Source organism: Microvirga pakistanensis, assembly GCF_004458765.1.
Classification (GTDB): Bacteria; Pseudomonadota; Alphaproteobacteria; order Rhizobiales; family Beijerinckiaceae; genus Microvirga; species Microvirga pakistanensis.
On record NZ_SPJX01000184.1, the window covers coordinates 353,446 to 367,529 of the forward strand.

Here is a 14,084-nt window from a genome sequence, read left to right on the forward strand (position 1 = left end):
ATGACAGCAGCCGGTCGAGACCCCTGGAGAGTCCCGGCCAGAGCGCTATGGTTCAAGCAACCTCACACACGATTCGAACATGTCCCCAAAAAACGCTCCCTCCCTGAAGCCCGTCGATCAGCTGACCCTCACCGAAGCCCGTGCCGAGCACGACGATCTGGGACGCGAAATCGCGGAACACGACCGGCGCTATTACGAGGAGGACGCGCCCACCGTCTCCGATGCGGAATACGATGCCTTGCGCAAGCGCTACGAGGCGCTGGAGGGGATGTTCCCGGAACTCAAGACCACCGAGAGCCTGACCCAGAAGGTGGGCTCCAGAGCGTCCGAGAAATTCGCCAAGGTCCGGCATCGCGTCCCGATGCTCTCGCTCGCCAACGGCTTCGCCGACGAGGAGGTGGAGGAGTTCGTCGAGCGCATCCGCCGCTTCCTGCAATGGAAGGCCGATGCACCGCTGGTGTTCACGGCCGAACCGAAGATCGACGGTCTCTCGCTCAGCATCCGTTACGAAAAAGGACGGCTCGTCACGGCAGCCACGCGCGGCGACGGCGCGGAAGGCGAGGATGTGACCAACAACGCCCGCACGGTCGGCGACATTCCGCATGCGCTCAAAGGCTCGAATATTCCCGACGTGTTCGAGGTGCGCGGCGAGGTCTATCTGTCGCACAAGGATTTCGCGGCCATCAACGAGCGGCAGGAGGCGGCGGGCAAGCCGCTCTTCGCCAATCCGCGCAACGCGGCGGCCGGGAGCCTGCGCCAGCTCGATCCGAAGATCACCGCGTCGCGCCCGCTCTGCTTCTTCGCCTATGCCTGGGGCGAAGTGAGCGAGATGCCCGCCAGCACGCAATACGGCATGATGGAGGCGCTGCGGGGCTTCGGCTTCAAGGTGAACCCGCTCACGCGCCGCTGCTCCAGCGTCGCCGAGATGCTCGAGCATTACCATGCCATCGAGACGGATCGCGCCAATCTCGGTTACGACATCGACGGCGTGGTCTACAAAGTCGACGATCTCGGTCTGCAGCAGCGTCTCGGCTTCGTGTCACGGTCGCCGCGCTGGGCGCTCGCGCACAAGTTCCCGGCGCAGAAGGCCGTGACGGTGCTGGAGGGCATCGAGATCAATGTGGGCCGCACGGGCTCGCTCAATCCGATCGCGCGCCTGCGCCCCGTCACGGTGGGCGGCGTCGTGGTGTCGAACGCCACGCTGCACAACGAGGATTATATCAAGGGCATCGGCGGCAACGGCGAGAAGATCCGGGGCGGCGTCGACATCCGGATCGGCGATACGGTCATCATCAACCGCGCGGGCGACGTGATTCCGAAGGTGCTCGACGTGGTGTTGGAGAAGCGGCCCGCCGACGCGAGGCCTTACGAATTTCCCACCCAGTGCCCGGCCTGCGGCAGCCACGCGGTGCGCGAGGTCAATCCGCGCACCGGCAAGGAGGATGCGGTGCGCCGCTGTACGGGCGGACTCATCTGCCCGGCTCAGGCCCGCGAGCGCCTGAAGCACTTCGTGTCCCGCAATGCCTTCGACATCGAGGGCATGGGCGAGCAGCGCATCGACGAGTTCTACGAGGAGGGCCTCGTGCAGCGCCCGCAAGACATCTTCACGCTGGCGGAGCGCAATGCGCGCAGCCTCAAGCGGCTGGAGAACCGGGAAGGGTGGGGCGAGACCAGCGTGCGCAATCTCTTCGCGGCCATCGAGGCGCGGCGCTCGATCTCCCTCAACCGCCTGATCTTCGCCCTCGGCATCCCGCATGTGGGCGAAACCTCCGCGCGGCTGCTCGCGCGCCACTTCGGCACGTTCGAGGCCCTGCGCGAGGCCGCCAGGGCTGCCGCCGACCCGGACAGCGAAGCGCATGCGGAGCTGACCTCCATCGGGGGCATCGGGCCGGTGGTGGCGGAGGCCATCATCGAGTTCTTCAAGGAAGGGCACAACGAGGAGATGCTCGATGCCTTGCTGGCGCAGGTGACGGCCGAGCCGATGGAAGCGCCCGCCACGGTCAGCTCGCCGGTGGCCGGCAAGACCGTCGTCTTCACCGGCTCGCTGGAGCAGATGACCCGGGAGGAGGCGAAGGCCATGGCCGAGCGCCTCGGCGCCAAGGTGGCGGGCTCGGTCTCCAAGAAGACCGACCTCGTGGTGGCGGGTCCCGGGGCCGGGTCGAAGCTCGCCAAGGCGGCCGAGCTCGGGGTCCAGGTCATGGACGAGGACGGGTGGTTCGCCCTCGTGGGCCGGGGGTGAGACTTCTGTCCAAGACAGGAGCCCCCCGCCTGTGGCATGCTTCCTCCCATGACGGTGCTCACACCCGAGGTTTCGCTCGATCCTGACCTGACGGCGTCGGGCGATAGGACGCATTTCTGGCGGGTGCCGCGCTATCGCGGCCTCGATTGCCTGCGCGCGACCTTCCGCCGGTACTCCTATGCCCGTCACACCCACGAGACCTATGCGATTGCAGCCATCGTGGACGGGTGCGAGACCTTCTTCCACCGCGGGGAGCAGCACTATGCCGGCCCCGGGAGTGTCGCCATCGTCTGCCCGGACGAGGTTCACGACGGAGCCCCCTATGGCGGCGGCTTCGAGTACCGGACCTTCTATCCCTCAGCCGAGCTGATGCGGGACATCGCCGAGGACGTGGCGGGGCGCCCGCTCGCTCGCCCGCCCTGGTTCCCGCGCTCGGTGGTCGACGATCCCGAACTGGCGCTCGCCCATGCGGAGCTCCATGCCTGCCTGTCGGACGACGGGCATTGGGCCTCGGAGATGGAGCAGGACAGCCGCCTGATCGACTATCTAAGCCGCCTGATCGCCCGCTGGGCGGATCTCGATGGGCTTCCGGTCCTGCGCTACGGCACGCAAGGCATCGCACGGGCCCGGGACTACCTGGATGGGCATCTCGGCCAGGAGGTCGATCTCGCCGATCTCGCCCGTCTCGCAGGGTTGTCCCGAAGCCATTTCATCCGGGCCTTCGCCAAGGAAACCGGGTTCACGCCGCACGCCTATCTGGTGGACAGGCGCTTCAGGGCCGCGTCGCGGCTCCTCAGCCGGGGCGAGGCTCCCGGCGACGTGGCCGCCGCCTGCGGATTCTTCGACCAGAGCCACCTCAACCGGGTGTTCAAGGCGCGCATGGGGGTGACCCCCGGAGCCTACCGCGCAGCGTAGACCGCAATTTTATCCAAGACGCTTCCTCGTCACTGTCCCATAAGGGACGGGATGAGGACGCACATGGACCAGACCACCCCGTATTACCCCACCTACAGGCGCGAGATCCGTGCGGGCCTGCGCGATATCGCGCCCGTCGCGGTCGCCGCATTGCCCATCGGCCTTCTCTTCGGCGCGGTCGCCGCCGCCAAGGGGCTGTCGCCCCTGGAGGTCGCATTGATGTCCGCCTTCGTCTATGCGGGGGGCGCGCAATTCGCCGTCATCGAAGCCTGGGCCTATCCCGTGCCTCTTGCCGCGCTCACCTTCGCGACCCTGCTCATCAATGCGCGCCACGTGCTGATGGGGGCCTCGCTCGGGCCGAAGATGAAGGTCACCGGCATCCAGCGCTTCATCGCGTTCTTCTTCCTGACGGACGAGGCCTGGGCGCTGTCGGAGCGCCGCGCCCTGGAGCGCCCGGTCACCGGCGCCTATTGGCTGGCGATGGCTCTCGTCCTGTGGGGCAACTGGACCCTTTCGACCACATTCGGGGCCATGCTCGGTTCCTTCATGGGCGATCCGGCGCGCATCGGCGCCGACTTCGCCTTCACGGCGCTTTTCATCGGTCTCGTCGCGGGATTCGGGCGCAGCCGCGTGACCCTCGTCACCGTGGGCGTCAGCGCCGCCGTCGCCGCGCTCGTGCACCACTTCATCGGCGCGCCCTGGCATGTGGCGTCGGGCGCGCTCGCAGGTATCGCCGCAGCGTATCTCGCGGCTCCCAGGGAGGCGCGGCCATGAGCCTCGACACGACGACCCTTCTCGCCATCCTGGCCATGGCCCTGGTGACCTACCTGACGCGGATCGCGGGACTGTTCGTCGCCGACCGCCTCGTGCTCACGGGACGCGCCAAGGCGGCCTTCGACGCGATCCCGCCCGCCGTGCTGGTCTCCGTGATCGCGCCGACGGCGCTCACGACCGGTTGGGCGGAAGCGATCGCGGCCGCGATCACCGCTCTCGTCGCTTTCCGGTTGCCGCTGCTCGGGACGATCGCCGTCGGAGTGGTTTCGGTGGTGATCCTGCGCAACCTGATCTAGCCGATGGCCCGGGTGGCCTCGTCGAGCCAGCTCCTCGTCTCGGCATCCAGGTGCGGACCGATCTTCTCGCGCACCTTGGCGTGGTAATCGTTGAGCCATGCGATCTCGTCCGCACTCATGATCGCGGGCTCGACGAGCCGCAGATCGATGGGCGTGAAGGTCAGCGTCTCGAAGCCCAGCATCTCGCGGTCGCCGCCGGGGATCGTGCGGGGCTCCACGAGGATCAGGTTCTCGGTGCGGATGCCGTAGGCGCCGGGCTTGTAGAAGCCCGGCTCGTTGGACAGCATCATGCCGGCTTCGAGAGGCGTCGTGCCCGTCTTGGCGATGCGCTGCGGGCCCTCGTGGACCGAGAGATAGCTTCCGATGCCATGGCCGGTGCCATGGTCGAAATCGAGGCCCGCGTCCCAGAGGGGCTTGCGCGCGAAGGCATCGATCTGCGCACCCGTGGTGCCTTTCGGAAACACGGCGCGGGCGATGGCAATGTGGCCCTGCAGCACGCGAGTGAAGCGATCCTTCATCTCAGGGCTCGGCTCGCCCACGATGATCGTGCGCGTGATGTCCGTGGTGCCGTCCTCGTATTGCGCGCCGGAATCGATGAGGAAGATCTGGTCGGCTTCGATCCTGCGGTTGCTCGAAGCGGTCACGCGGTAATGGGGCAGGGCGGCATTGGGGCCCGCGCCCGAAATGCTCGGGAACGAGATGTTCTTCAGCGCCCCGGTCTCGACCCGGAAACGTTCCAGCCCCTCGACAGCATCGATCTCGGTGAGCCGCCCTGTGGGGGCTTCGCGGTCGAGCCAGGCGAGGAAGCGAGCCATCGCCACGCCGTCGCGCAGATGGGCGGCGTGCGAGCCCGCGATCTCGGCCTTGTTCTTCACCGCCTTCATGAGGGCAATCGGATCCGCGCCCACGTCCACCGCGCCGCCGGCCCCCTCGATGCGGCGGATCAGGGCCACGGCGCCCGTCGCCGAATCGACACGCACCTTGCCACCCTTCCGGCCGAGATCGTCGAGAGCGCCCTGGAACGCGCTGATGGGAGCGAACTCCGCGAGCTCGCCCACGGCCGCACCGGCCTCGTTGGTGATCTTCGCCGGGTCGAAGAACAGGGTCGCGCGGCCTTGCCGCGGCAGCACCGCGTAGCCGAGGGGCAGGGGCGTGTGGCCCACATCGCCGCCCCGCAGATTGAAGGCCCAGGCGAGATTGTGCGGGTCGGAAATCACCAGCGCATCGAGCTTGGCCTCGCCCATCTTTCCGCGGATGCGCTCCAGCTTCTCTTCGACCGTCTCGCCGGCATAGTCGAGGGGGTGAGGATACACCGGAGCCCGGGGAGGAGAGGGGCGGTCGATCCAGATCACATCGACGAGATTGATGTCGACGGGCGCCAGAGAGCCCCCGGCGCGCGCCGCCGCCTGCTCCAGACGCTTGAGATTGTCGCTCGTGTGAAGCCAGGGATCGTAGGCAAGGATGCCGCCTTCCGGCAGGTTCGCGGCAATCCAGTCCTCCGCCGACGTCGCGGCGAGCTGCACCGGAGTGATCACGGAGGTGTCCACCTGCTCGGCGGCCTGGACCGTATAGCGCCCGTCGACCACGAGAGCCGCCCTGTCCATCAGGATCACGGCCGTACCGGCCGAGCCTGTAAAGCCGGTGAGCCATGCCAGGCGCTCGGCGCTCTTCGGCACATATTCACCCTGGTGCTCGTCGGCGCGCGGCACGATGAAGCCGTCGAAGCCGCGACGGCCCAGCTCCGCGCGCAGCTTGGCGATATGAGCGGGGCCCTGGGAGGGAGAAGTCGTATCGTCGAAGAATTGGAACTGAGCCATCCGAACAGCACCGGAAACGGGAATGAGGAAGGCAGCACGCTATGCCGGAGACAGAAGGCCTGCAACCGCTATGCTGCGGAATGGCCTGCATATGCGGCAGGCATTCTGCCCGTCCGGAATGCGCCCTGTGCCTGGATGTTAACGTTTTGTGATTGTGCGCTGCAATGCGTGCATGGCTCGCATGCAGCCGAGCCGACTACTACTAAAGTCGGGTACGGCTTAAATATACCGTAACAAGAACAGAGGAACGCTGATCCGAAGGGTCTCAACACCAATCCGTTGGAGATGAGCCCATGACCACAGCCACTTTATCGCCCGTCTACGCAGATCGGAAACCGACCGCGTCCACGTTTTCGTTGATCGTCAAGAACGTTCTCAACGCTCTTGCCGAAAGCCGTGCCCGGAGCGCCGAGCGCGAGTTGCGCCGCTACGAAGCTCTCAGGGCAGACCTGAGCCGCAGGCAGGATCACTCTGCGGACTTCTTGATGCAGAGCAATGATCTGCCGCTCAAGATCTGAGACAAGAATTTTACTGGAAGAAGAGAGAAGCCATGTTGATCGTCGTTGCCCTGAAGACCATTCGCGAGATCGTCGCCGACAGCCTCAAGCTCCGCCGCGAGCTGCTCAAGCGCTACCCCGGCCTGATCGCCGAGTAAGCATCCAAACCGTCAATGGCGGGGTTGCGGACGCGCGCTGCCCCGCTTCAGCACGAGGGCTGCCCAGCCTTCGAGGTCGTACCGGCGCTGGAAATACCAGCCCTGATGCGCGTAAGCCGACAGCACGCCCGGAACATCGTGGGCGAGCAAACCTGACAGGATCAGCGTGCCGTCGCTGCTCGCCACCCGTGCGAGCGAGGGAGCCAGCATCCGCAGGGGCTTTGCCAGAATGTTAGCGAAGACCAGATCGAAATGGCCCGGCCGGTCGGCCTGCGCGTTGCGGGTGCCGGGACCGACATAGAGCCTCATCCACGGCCCGATGCCGTTGAGCCGCGCGTTTTCCTTCGCCACCCGCACCGCTTCCGGATCGATATCGCCCGCGACGACCGGACGCTTCAAAACCTTGGCCGCCGCGAAGGCCAGGATGCCGGTGCCGGTGCCGACATCGAGCACATGGCGCGGCGTGCGGATCTTCAGTTCATCCACGAAAGCCCTGAGGCAGCCCAGCGTTGTGCCGTGATGGCCGGTGCCGAAGGCGAGGCCCGCCTCGATTTCGATGGCGATGTCGTTGTCGCGGCGCTGAAACCGGTCATGGGCGCCGTGGACCAGGATGCGCCCGGCCCGCACGGGTTTGAGGCCCTCGAGGGACGCCTTCACCCAATCCTTCTGCTCCAAGGGCAGGAACACGCCCCTGTCCGCCTCGGCGCCGACGATGGGGCGCACCAGGTCGCGGATGGCGGCCTCGTTGGGCTCATGCGCGAAATAGGCCTCGAGGAGCCAAGGACCGTCCTCCTCCGTCTCGAAGGCGGCGACCGCCGTCTCGGCCGGATCGAAAATCTCTCCGATCAGATCCGTCATGGCGCGCGCGGAGCGCTCGTCCGTGGTGATGCGGAAGACATGAGTCGGGCGATTGGGGTGCAGACCTTCAAGCATGCGGCTGCTCTAGCACCCCCTGTGCTCTGTCTCAAGCGACCGTGAAGGATCGCCGAACCGGAACCGCCGCGAGTCCGATCCGTTTTGCAAGCCGAGGTTCCTGACAATCTTGTTTCACAGATGCTTGCAAGGCGGGTGCGCCCGCAGGAGATCCCCATGTCCGGACGACTTTTCGACAAGGCTGCCATCATCACCGGTGCCGGCACCGGTATCGGCGAAGCCATCGCCCTCAAGTTCGCCCGTGAGGGCGCGCGCCTTCTCCTCGTCGGCCTGCCCGACGATCCGGTGGAGGACGTGGCGCGCCTCATCAACGGGGCAGGGGGCTTCGCCGAGGTCTACCTCGGCGATATCGCGGAGGAGCATCATGCCCAGGCCGCCGTCGAGGCCTGCGTGAGCGCCTATGGCCGCATCGACGTGCTCGTCAACAATGCGGGCGTGTTCCTGGCGGTCGCCGAGACGCAGGATTACCCCATCGACAAGTTCGACGAGACCTTCCGCTCCAACGTGCGTTCTGTCTTTCTGATGACGAAGTTCGCCCTGCCTCACCTTCAGGAGACCCACGGCAACATCATTGCCACCGGTTCCGAAGCGGGCATGCTCGGTCATCCGAAGAACACGCCCTATGGCGGCACGAAGGCCTTCATCCATTCCTTCATTCGCGGCATCGCGGCCGAGCAGGTGCCGTACGGCGTGCGTGCGAACTGCGTCTGCCCGGGGCCCATCGACACGGCCTGGACCCACAAGTCCACGGGCCCGATGGATGCGGAACTGGCGACCATGATCACGCAGGCAACGCCGATGGGCCGCCGTGGCACTCCGGAGGAGGTGGCGAACGTGTTCTGCTTCCTCGCATCCGACGAGGCGAGCTTCGTCACCGGAGCGCTCTATACGGTCGATGGCGGCATCACGATCTCGAAAGGTCCCGTCGGGACGAAGGCGTCCTCGCACTTCAAGAAGCAGCCGAAGAGCACGTTGCCGACCCGCCATTCCCATGACGGATTGAAGAACAAGGATTACGAGACACTGACCTGATGCAGCATCCCTGCCGGAACTGGCGCCGGGTCAGACCGGCGTCAGATCCCGGGCGGCGTCGAGAACCTTGAGGCAGTCCTTCTCCTTCGCCATGTAGGCGCGCTGCGTATCCGTGATGTAATCGCGCACGATGGGCGCCGCGTCGCGCTTGCGGGCGAGCTGCATGTGGAAGACGAGCTGGCTGCCGGTGGTGAACATCGTCTCGGCGCTGATGAGATAGAATTCGAACATGCGGCAGAAGCGCTCGTCGTACATGGCCGCGATCCTCTCACGGTTCGCTTCGAAACGCCTGTGCCAGTGATTGAGGGTCTTCGCGTAGTGCAGGCGCAGGAACTCGAGATCGGTCACCCACAGGCTGTTTCGCTCGACGACCGGAAACACTTCCGACAGGGCCGGCGAATAGGCGCCGGGGAAGATGTATTTGCGCAGCCACGGGCTTGCCGTTCCGGGTGGGCTCATCTTGCCGATGGAATGCAGCACCATCAGGCCGTCGTCGTCGAGCAGCGCGTTGATCTTCGCGAAGAACTCACCGTAGTGATGCACGCCCACGTGCTCGAACATGCCGACCGAGACGATGCGGTCGAAGCGCCTGTCCATCTTGCGGTAGTCGAGAAGCTCGAAGCGCACGCGATGCGACAGGCCCGCGCGCCGTGCCTTCTCGTTCGAGAGCTCGTATTGCTCCTTCGACAGCGTGACGCCGGTCACGTCGACATCTTCCATCGCCGCGAGATAAAGAGCGAGATCGCCCCAGCCGCTGCCGATGTCGAGAATCTTGAGCCCCGGCTTCAGCTGCAGTTTGGACGCGATCAGCCGCAGCTTGTTCTGCTGAGCCTCTTCCAGAGTATCGCCATCGTTGATGAAATAGGCGCAGGAATATTGCATGCCCTTGTCGAGGAAGAGCTTGTAGAAATCGTTCCCGAGGTCGTAGTGATGCGCGACGTTCTGCTGCGCCTTGCCGACGGGATTGGCCTGCTGAAACCGTTTGACGGTGCGGGAGATGCCCTTCAGCACGCTTTGCAGCGGGTAGTTGGCCAGGGTCGACCGGTTCTGGGAGAAGAGGTTCAGGAAGTCCCGCAGGGTGGACCCGTCCTCGAAGCTCATGCGGCCGTCCATATAGGCCTCGCCCGCGTGCAGCTCCGGATTGAGGAAGAGCTTGCGATAGAGCGAGCGGTCCGTGATGCGCATGGTGACGTTCAGGCCCGGCTTCACGCCGCCGAAGACGTGCACGCCGCCTTCCGCGTCGATCACCTTCAGAGTCCCTGTGCGGACGAAGGATTTCAGCATGTGGGACAAGGGAAACATGAGTACCTCTCTCGATCAGACCCGCGCGATGCGAATGGTTCCACAGCTACCCGCCGGGTGCTAGAGGTGAAATGCAGATCAGAACTAGTCTAAAGTACGGGTTCTCATAGGTGAAATCGGGAACATCCGCGAATTGCTCTTGTTGGAAGGCTGACACTCCTAGGGGGCTAGGAGAGCCGTCACATCCAATTCACACAGGAGCACGCCTATGTTCTTCCGTCAGCGGCAGATGGCCTATCATGCCAAGCCTGAACGGCCCGATCCTCTCTTCGCCAAGATGCTGCAGGAGCCCCTCGGCGGCCAATGGGGCGAGATCAGCGTCATGATGACGTATCTCTTCCAGGGCTGGAACTGCCGCGGTCCGCAGAAATACAAGGACATGATCATGGACATCGGGACCGAGGAGATCGGTCACGTGGAGATGCTCGCCACCATGATCGCGCGCCTGCTCGAGACCTCCCCCGTCGAGCAGCAGGAGGACATGGCGAAGAACTCCATCGTGGGCGCCGTGATGGGCGGCGCGCGCGTGGAAGATGCCATTGTGGCCGGCATGAACCCGCAGCACATGATCGTGTCCGGCCTGGGCTCCCGGCCCTCCGACAGCATCGGCAATCCGTGGACCGCGACCTACATCATCGCAAGCGGAAACCTGCTCGCCGACTTCCGCTTCAACGTCACGGCGGAAAGCCAGGGCAGGCTTCAGGTTGCCCGTCTCTACAACATGACGAACGATACCGGCGTGCGCGACATGCTGGCGTATCTGCTCGCCCGCGACACCATGCACCAGAACCAGTGGCTCGCGGCCATCAAGGAACTGGAGGAGGATGGGCTCGAGACGACGCCGGTCCCCTCGAACTTCCCGCAGAACCTGGAGAAGAGCGAAGTCGCTTACCAGTTCCTCAATCACTCGGAGGGCGTGGAAAGCCAGGACGGCCGCTGGGCGAACGGTCCCTCGCCGGATGGAAAGGGCCAGTTCACCTATGTGGATCGCCCCCCGGCCTATACCGAGGATGAAGGGCAACTCAGCCAGGTCGATCCGCGGGTCTACGGCACCCCCGCCATGCCGGTTCCGCCGGCCGCTGCGGAATAGATATTCGCGTTCATCGCAATTCCTTGCTTTCGTCATGCCCGGGCTTGTCCCGGGCATCCATGTCTTCATGGCGCGACGCTTCCAGGACGTGGATGGCCGCACCAAACGCGGCCATGACGAGTGGCTTCGATCCAGAGGCTACGCCAGCGCTTCCACGAAGCTGTCGAGCACCATCTTGCGTCCCGCCTTGTCGAACTCGACCGTGAGCTTGTTGCCGTCGACCGCCTCGATGGTGCCGGGGCCGAATTTCGAGTGCAGCACGCGTCCGCCCACGGCGAAGCCTGAGCCGCCTGTCGACTTCGCCACCAGTTCACCTTCGATCATCATCGGCCCGCGCCTGTCGCCGGAGCGGCGGGCGGAATAGCCGCCGTCCTCGGTGCCGGCGCGATGCGCCTGCGCGCGCTGCCAGCCGGGCGTCTGATAGGACGATCCGCTGAAAGGCTGCATGCGGTCGAAGCGCGAGCCGCCGCCATATCCGCCATAGGAGAAGTTCGCGGGCGCTTCCACGATCTCCACGTTCGCCTCCGGCAGATCGTCGACGAAGCGGCTCGGCACGGTCGAGTTCCACAGGCCGTGGATGCGGCGGTTCGACGCGAAGTAGATCTTCGCGCGTCGCCGCGCGCGGGTGAGGCCCACATGGGCCAGGCGGCGCTCCTCCTCCAAGCCGGCGCGGCCGCTTTCATCGAGCGCGCGCTGGTTGGGAAACAGCCCTTCCTCCCAGCCCGGCAGGAACACCGTGTCGAATTCGAGCCCCTTGGCGGCATGGAGCGTCATCAGGCTCACGCGCTCGGCGGTGTCGCTCTCGTTGGCCTCCATCACGAGGGAGACGTGCTCCAGGAAGCTCTGGAGATCCGGGAACTCCTCCATGGAGCGCACCAGTTCCTTCAGGTTTTCGAGGCGTCCCGCGGCATCGGCGGATTTCTCCTTCTGCCACATGTCCGTATAGCCGGATTCCTCCAGCACGGTCTGGGCGACTTCCGACTGCGACTGGGTCTCGGAGAGCTTCGACCAGCGCGAGAAGGAGATGAGAAGGTCGCGCAAGGTCGCGCGCGGCTTCGGCTTCAGCTCGTCGGTCTCGACGAGGAACCGCGCCGCTTCCATCAGCGGCACCCGCGCGGCCCGCGCATGGTTGTGCAGCACCTGGATCGTCGCGTCGCCCAGGCCACGCTTGGGGACATTGACGATGCGCTCGAAGGCGAGATCGTCGGCGGGCTGGTTGACGACGCGCAGGTAAGCCAGCGCATCGCGGATTTCCGCGCGTTCATAGAAGCGCGGGCCGCCGATGACCCGGTAGGGCACGCCCAGCTGCACGAGCCGATCCTCGATCTCGCGCATCTGTGCCGAGATGCGCACGAGGATCGCAATTTCCGACAGCGGGTGCTTCCTGGCGTGCAGCGCTTCGATCTCCTCGCCGATGAGGCGCGCCTCGTCCTCGGAATCCCAGGCGCCGGTGATCGTGACCTTCTCGCCGAGCTCGTCCTCGGTGCGCAGGGTCTTGCCGAGGCGTCCCTGGTTCTTGGCGATCAGCACGGAGGCCGCGGAGAGGATGTGGCCGGTGGAGCGATAGTTGCGCTCGAGCCGGATCACGGTCGCGCCCGGAAAGTCGTGGTCGAAGCGCAGGATGTTGTCCACCTCCGCGCCGCGCCAACCATAGATCGACTGGTCGTCGTCGCCGACGCAGCACAGGTTCTTGTGCTTCTGGGCGAGCAGGCGCAGCCAGAGATACTGCGCGACGTTCGTATCCTGGTACTCGTCCACCAGCATGTAGCGGAAGCGGTTCTGGTACTGTTCGAGGATGTCGGGATGCTCGCGCCAAAGGCGCAGGCATTCGAGCAGCAGGTCGCCGAAATCCACCGCGTTGAGAACCTTCAGCCGGTCCTGATAGGCCCGGTAGAGCCGCGCGCCCTTGCCGTTCGCGAAGGCCCCCGCTTCGCCGGCGGCGACCTGGTCGGGACCGAGGCCGCGGTTCTTCCAGCTGTCGATCAGGCCCGCGAGCTGGCGCGCGGGCCAGCGCTTCTCGTCGATGCCCTCGGCCTCGATCACCTGCTTCATCAGGCGAAGCTGGTCGTCGGTGCCCAGGATGGTGAAGTCGGAGCGCAGGCCCACGAGCTCCGCGTGACGGCGCAGGACCTTGGTCCCGATGGAGTGGAAGGTGCCGAGCCATTGCATGCCTTCGGCCACCTCGCCGATGGCCCGGCCGATGCGCTCTCGCATCTCCCGGGCGGCCTTGTTGGTGAAGGTCACGGCCAGGATCTGCGACGGCCAAGCTCTGCCGGTGGCGATCAGATGCGCGATTCGGGTGGTGAGCACGCGGGTCTTGCCCGTGCCGGCGCCGGCGAGCACGAGGACGGGGCCCTCGGTGGCCTCCACGGCTGCGCGCTGCTCCGGGTTCAGGCCGTTCAGATAAGCCGATTGCGGTGCGACGGCAGCCCGGGCGCGGGCGCTCAGGGAGCCGGAGGACGGCTGGTGCGCCAGATCGTCCGAGAACGGGCCATCGTGGGGATCGGGGCTGTTATCAGGCTGATTCATCGGCGCGACCATGGATCAAAAGGCGAACGGCGTCGAGCCCGTAAATGCCTTTTGACCCGAAGCGGTTTGAGGCTGCCGGCGTTGCCGGGGAGGGATCCGGTCGCCATATGAGGATGAAAGGCTTTCGAAGGAATGGGTCCATGCGTTTCTTAGTCACGGCTGCAGCCTGCCTCGGCCTCGTTCTGCCCATGGCCGCCGAGGCGCAAACGTCGCGGTTGCCACGCAAAAGCGTCAACGAGCGGCAGGTGGAAGACATCAACCGGAACATCCGGCAGGAGCAGCGCCTGAAAAACCTGGAGGGTCAGATCCAGGTGGAGCAGAACCTGATGCGGCAGAACATCGACCGGCAGAGGCTGTTTTCGACGACGCCTTCGCCCTTCCGCAACTGCCCCGTCGGGGCAGCGGGCTGCTAGAGCCGGGTGCTTTGGAGCGCAGCGACGCGGCCATGGTTGTCGTCGCGCTTCCCCTATGAAGCATGCTTCCTGTCGGAAGCAGTCTCCAC

12 protein-coding genes are annotated in these 14,084 nt (G+C 65.5%); 8 read left to right on the top strand and 4 right to left on the bottom strand.

Annotated elements, in window-relative coordinates:
- The first annotated feature begins 79 nt into the window (after positions 1-79).
- The 4 genes from ligA (at position 80) to E4K09_RS09445 (ending at position 4,224) form a co-directional block, all read left to right on the top strand.
- Positions 80-2,239, top strand: coding sequence for an NAD-dependent DNA ligase LigA (gene ligA, locus E4K09_RS09430; RefSeq protein ID WP_134496486.1), 2,160 nt, complete (start codon positions 80-82; stop codon positions 2,237-2,239).
- A gap of 36 nt (positions 2,240-2,275) precedes the next feature.
- Positions 2,276-3,154 carry a helix-turn-helix transcriptional regulator gene (locus E4K09_RS09435; RefSeq protein ID WP_134496487.1) on the top strand — a complete coding sequence of 293 codons (879 nt, stop codon included), beginning with the start codon at positions 2,276-2,278 and terminating at the stop codon, positions 3,152-3,154.
- A gap of 63 nt (positions 3,155-3,217) precedes the next feature.
- A complete protein-coding gene (locus E4K09_RS09440; protein WP_134496488.1) occupies positions 3,218-3,928 on the top strand; it encodes an AzlC family ABC transporter permease in 711 nt (236 codons plus the stop codon).
- Positions 3,925-4,224 (top strand): AzlD family protein, encoded by a 300-nt coding sequence (locus tag E4K09_RS09445; protein ID WP_134496489.1) that lies wholly within the window; start codon positions 3,925-3,927, stop codon positions 4,222-4,224. Before E4K09_RS09440 ends, E4K09_RS09445 begins: the two co-directional genes overlap by 4 nt.
- On the opposite strand, the gene E4K09_RS09450 is transcribed toward E4K09_RS09445, so the two are convergent.
- Complete coding sequence (locus tag E4K09_RS09450; protein ID WP_134496490.1) at positions 4,221-6,041, bottom strand: aminopeptidase P family protein; 1,821 nt, start codon at positions 6,039-6,041, stop codon at positions 4,221-4,223. The genes E4K09_RS09445 and E4K09_RS09450 overlap by 4 nt on opposite strands.
- A 293-nt stretch (positions 6,042-6,334) precedes the next feature.
- Here E4K09_RS09450 and E4K09_RS09455 point away from each other — a divergent pair, with 293 nt between their 5' ends.
- Positions 6,335-6,559, top strand: coding sequence for a hypothetical protein (locus E4K09_RS09455; RefSeq protein ID WP_134496491.1), 225 nt, complete (start codon positions 6,335-6,337; stop codon positions 6,557-6,559).
- Between the two features lie 149 nt (positions 6,560-6,708).
- Here the strand turns inward: E4K09_RS09455 and E4K09_RS09460 are convergent, their stop codons facing one another.
- Positions 6,709-7,629 (bottom strand): 50S ribosomal protein L11 methyltransferase, encoded by a 921-nt coding sequence (locus E4K09_RS09460; protein WP_134496492.1) that lies wholly within the window; start codon positions 7,627-7,629, stop codon positions 6,709-6,711.
- Positions 7,630-7,785: 156 nt separating this feature from the next.
- Between E4K09_RS09460 and E4K09_RS09465 the strand changes: the two genes are divergently transcribed.
- The gene (locus E4K09_RS09465) at positions 7,786-8,661 is read left to right on the top strand and encodes an SDR family NAD(P)-dependent oxidoreductase (RefSeq protein ID WP_134496493.1); all 876 of its coding nucleotides are present in this window, start codon (positions 7,786-7,788) and stop codon (positions 8,659-8,661) included.
- 30 nt (positions 8,662-8,691) lie between these two features.
- Here E4K09_RS09465 and E4K09_RS09470 read toward each other — a convergent pair whose 3' ends face one another.
- Positions 8,692-9,963, bottom strand: a complete 1,272-nt coding sequence (locus E4K09_RS09470) for an SAM-dependent methyltransferase (protein ID WP_134496494.1) — start codon at positions 9,961-9,963, stop codon at positions 8,692-8,694.
- Positions 9,964-10,171: 208 nt separating this feature from the next.
- Here E4K09_RS09470 and E4K09_RS09475 point away from each other — a divergent pair, with 208 nt between their 5' ends.
- A complete protein-coding gene (locus E4K09_RS09475) occupies positions 10,172-11,053 on the top strand; it encodes a manganese catalase (RefSeq protein ID WP_134496495.1) in 882 nt (293 codons plus the stop codon).
- 138 nt (positions 11,054-11,191) lie between these two features.
- Here E4K09_RS09475 and E4K09_RS09480 read toward each other — a convergent pair whose 3' ends face one another.
- On the bottom strand, positions 11,192-13,582 hold the full coding sequence (locus E4K09_RS09480; RefSeq protein WP_134496496.1) for an ATP-dependent helicase: 2,391 nt from the start codon (positions 13,580-13,582) through the stop codon (positions 11,192-11,194).
- Positions 13,583-13,722: 140 nt separating this feature from the next.
- Between E4K09_RS09480 and E4K09_RS09485 the strand changes: the two genes are divergently transcribed.
- Positions 13,723-13,995 carry an NfeD family protein gene (locus E4K09_RS09485; RefSeq protein ID WP_134496497.1) on the top strand — a complete coding sequence of 91 codons (273 nt, stop codon included), beginning with the start codon at positions 13,723-13,725 and terminating at the stop codon, positions 13,993-13,995.
- Positions 13,996-14,084 lie beyond the last annotated feature (89 nt).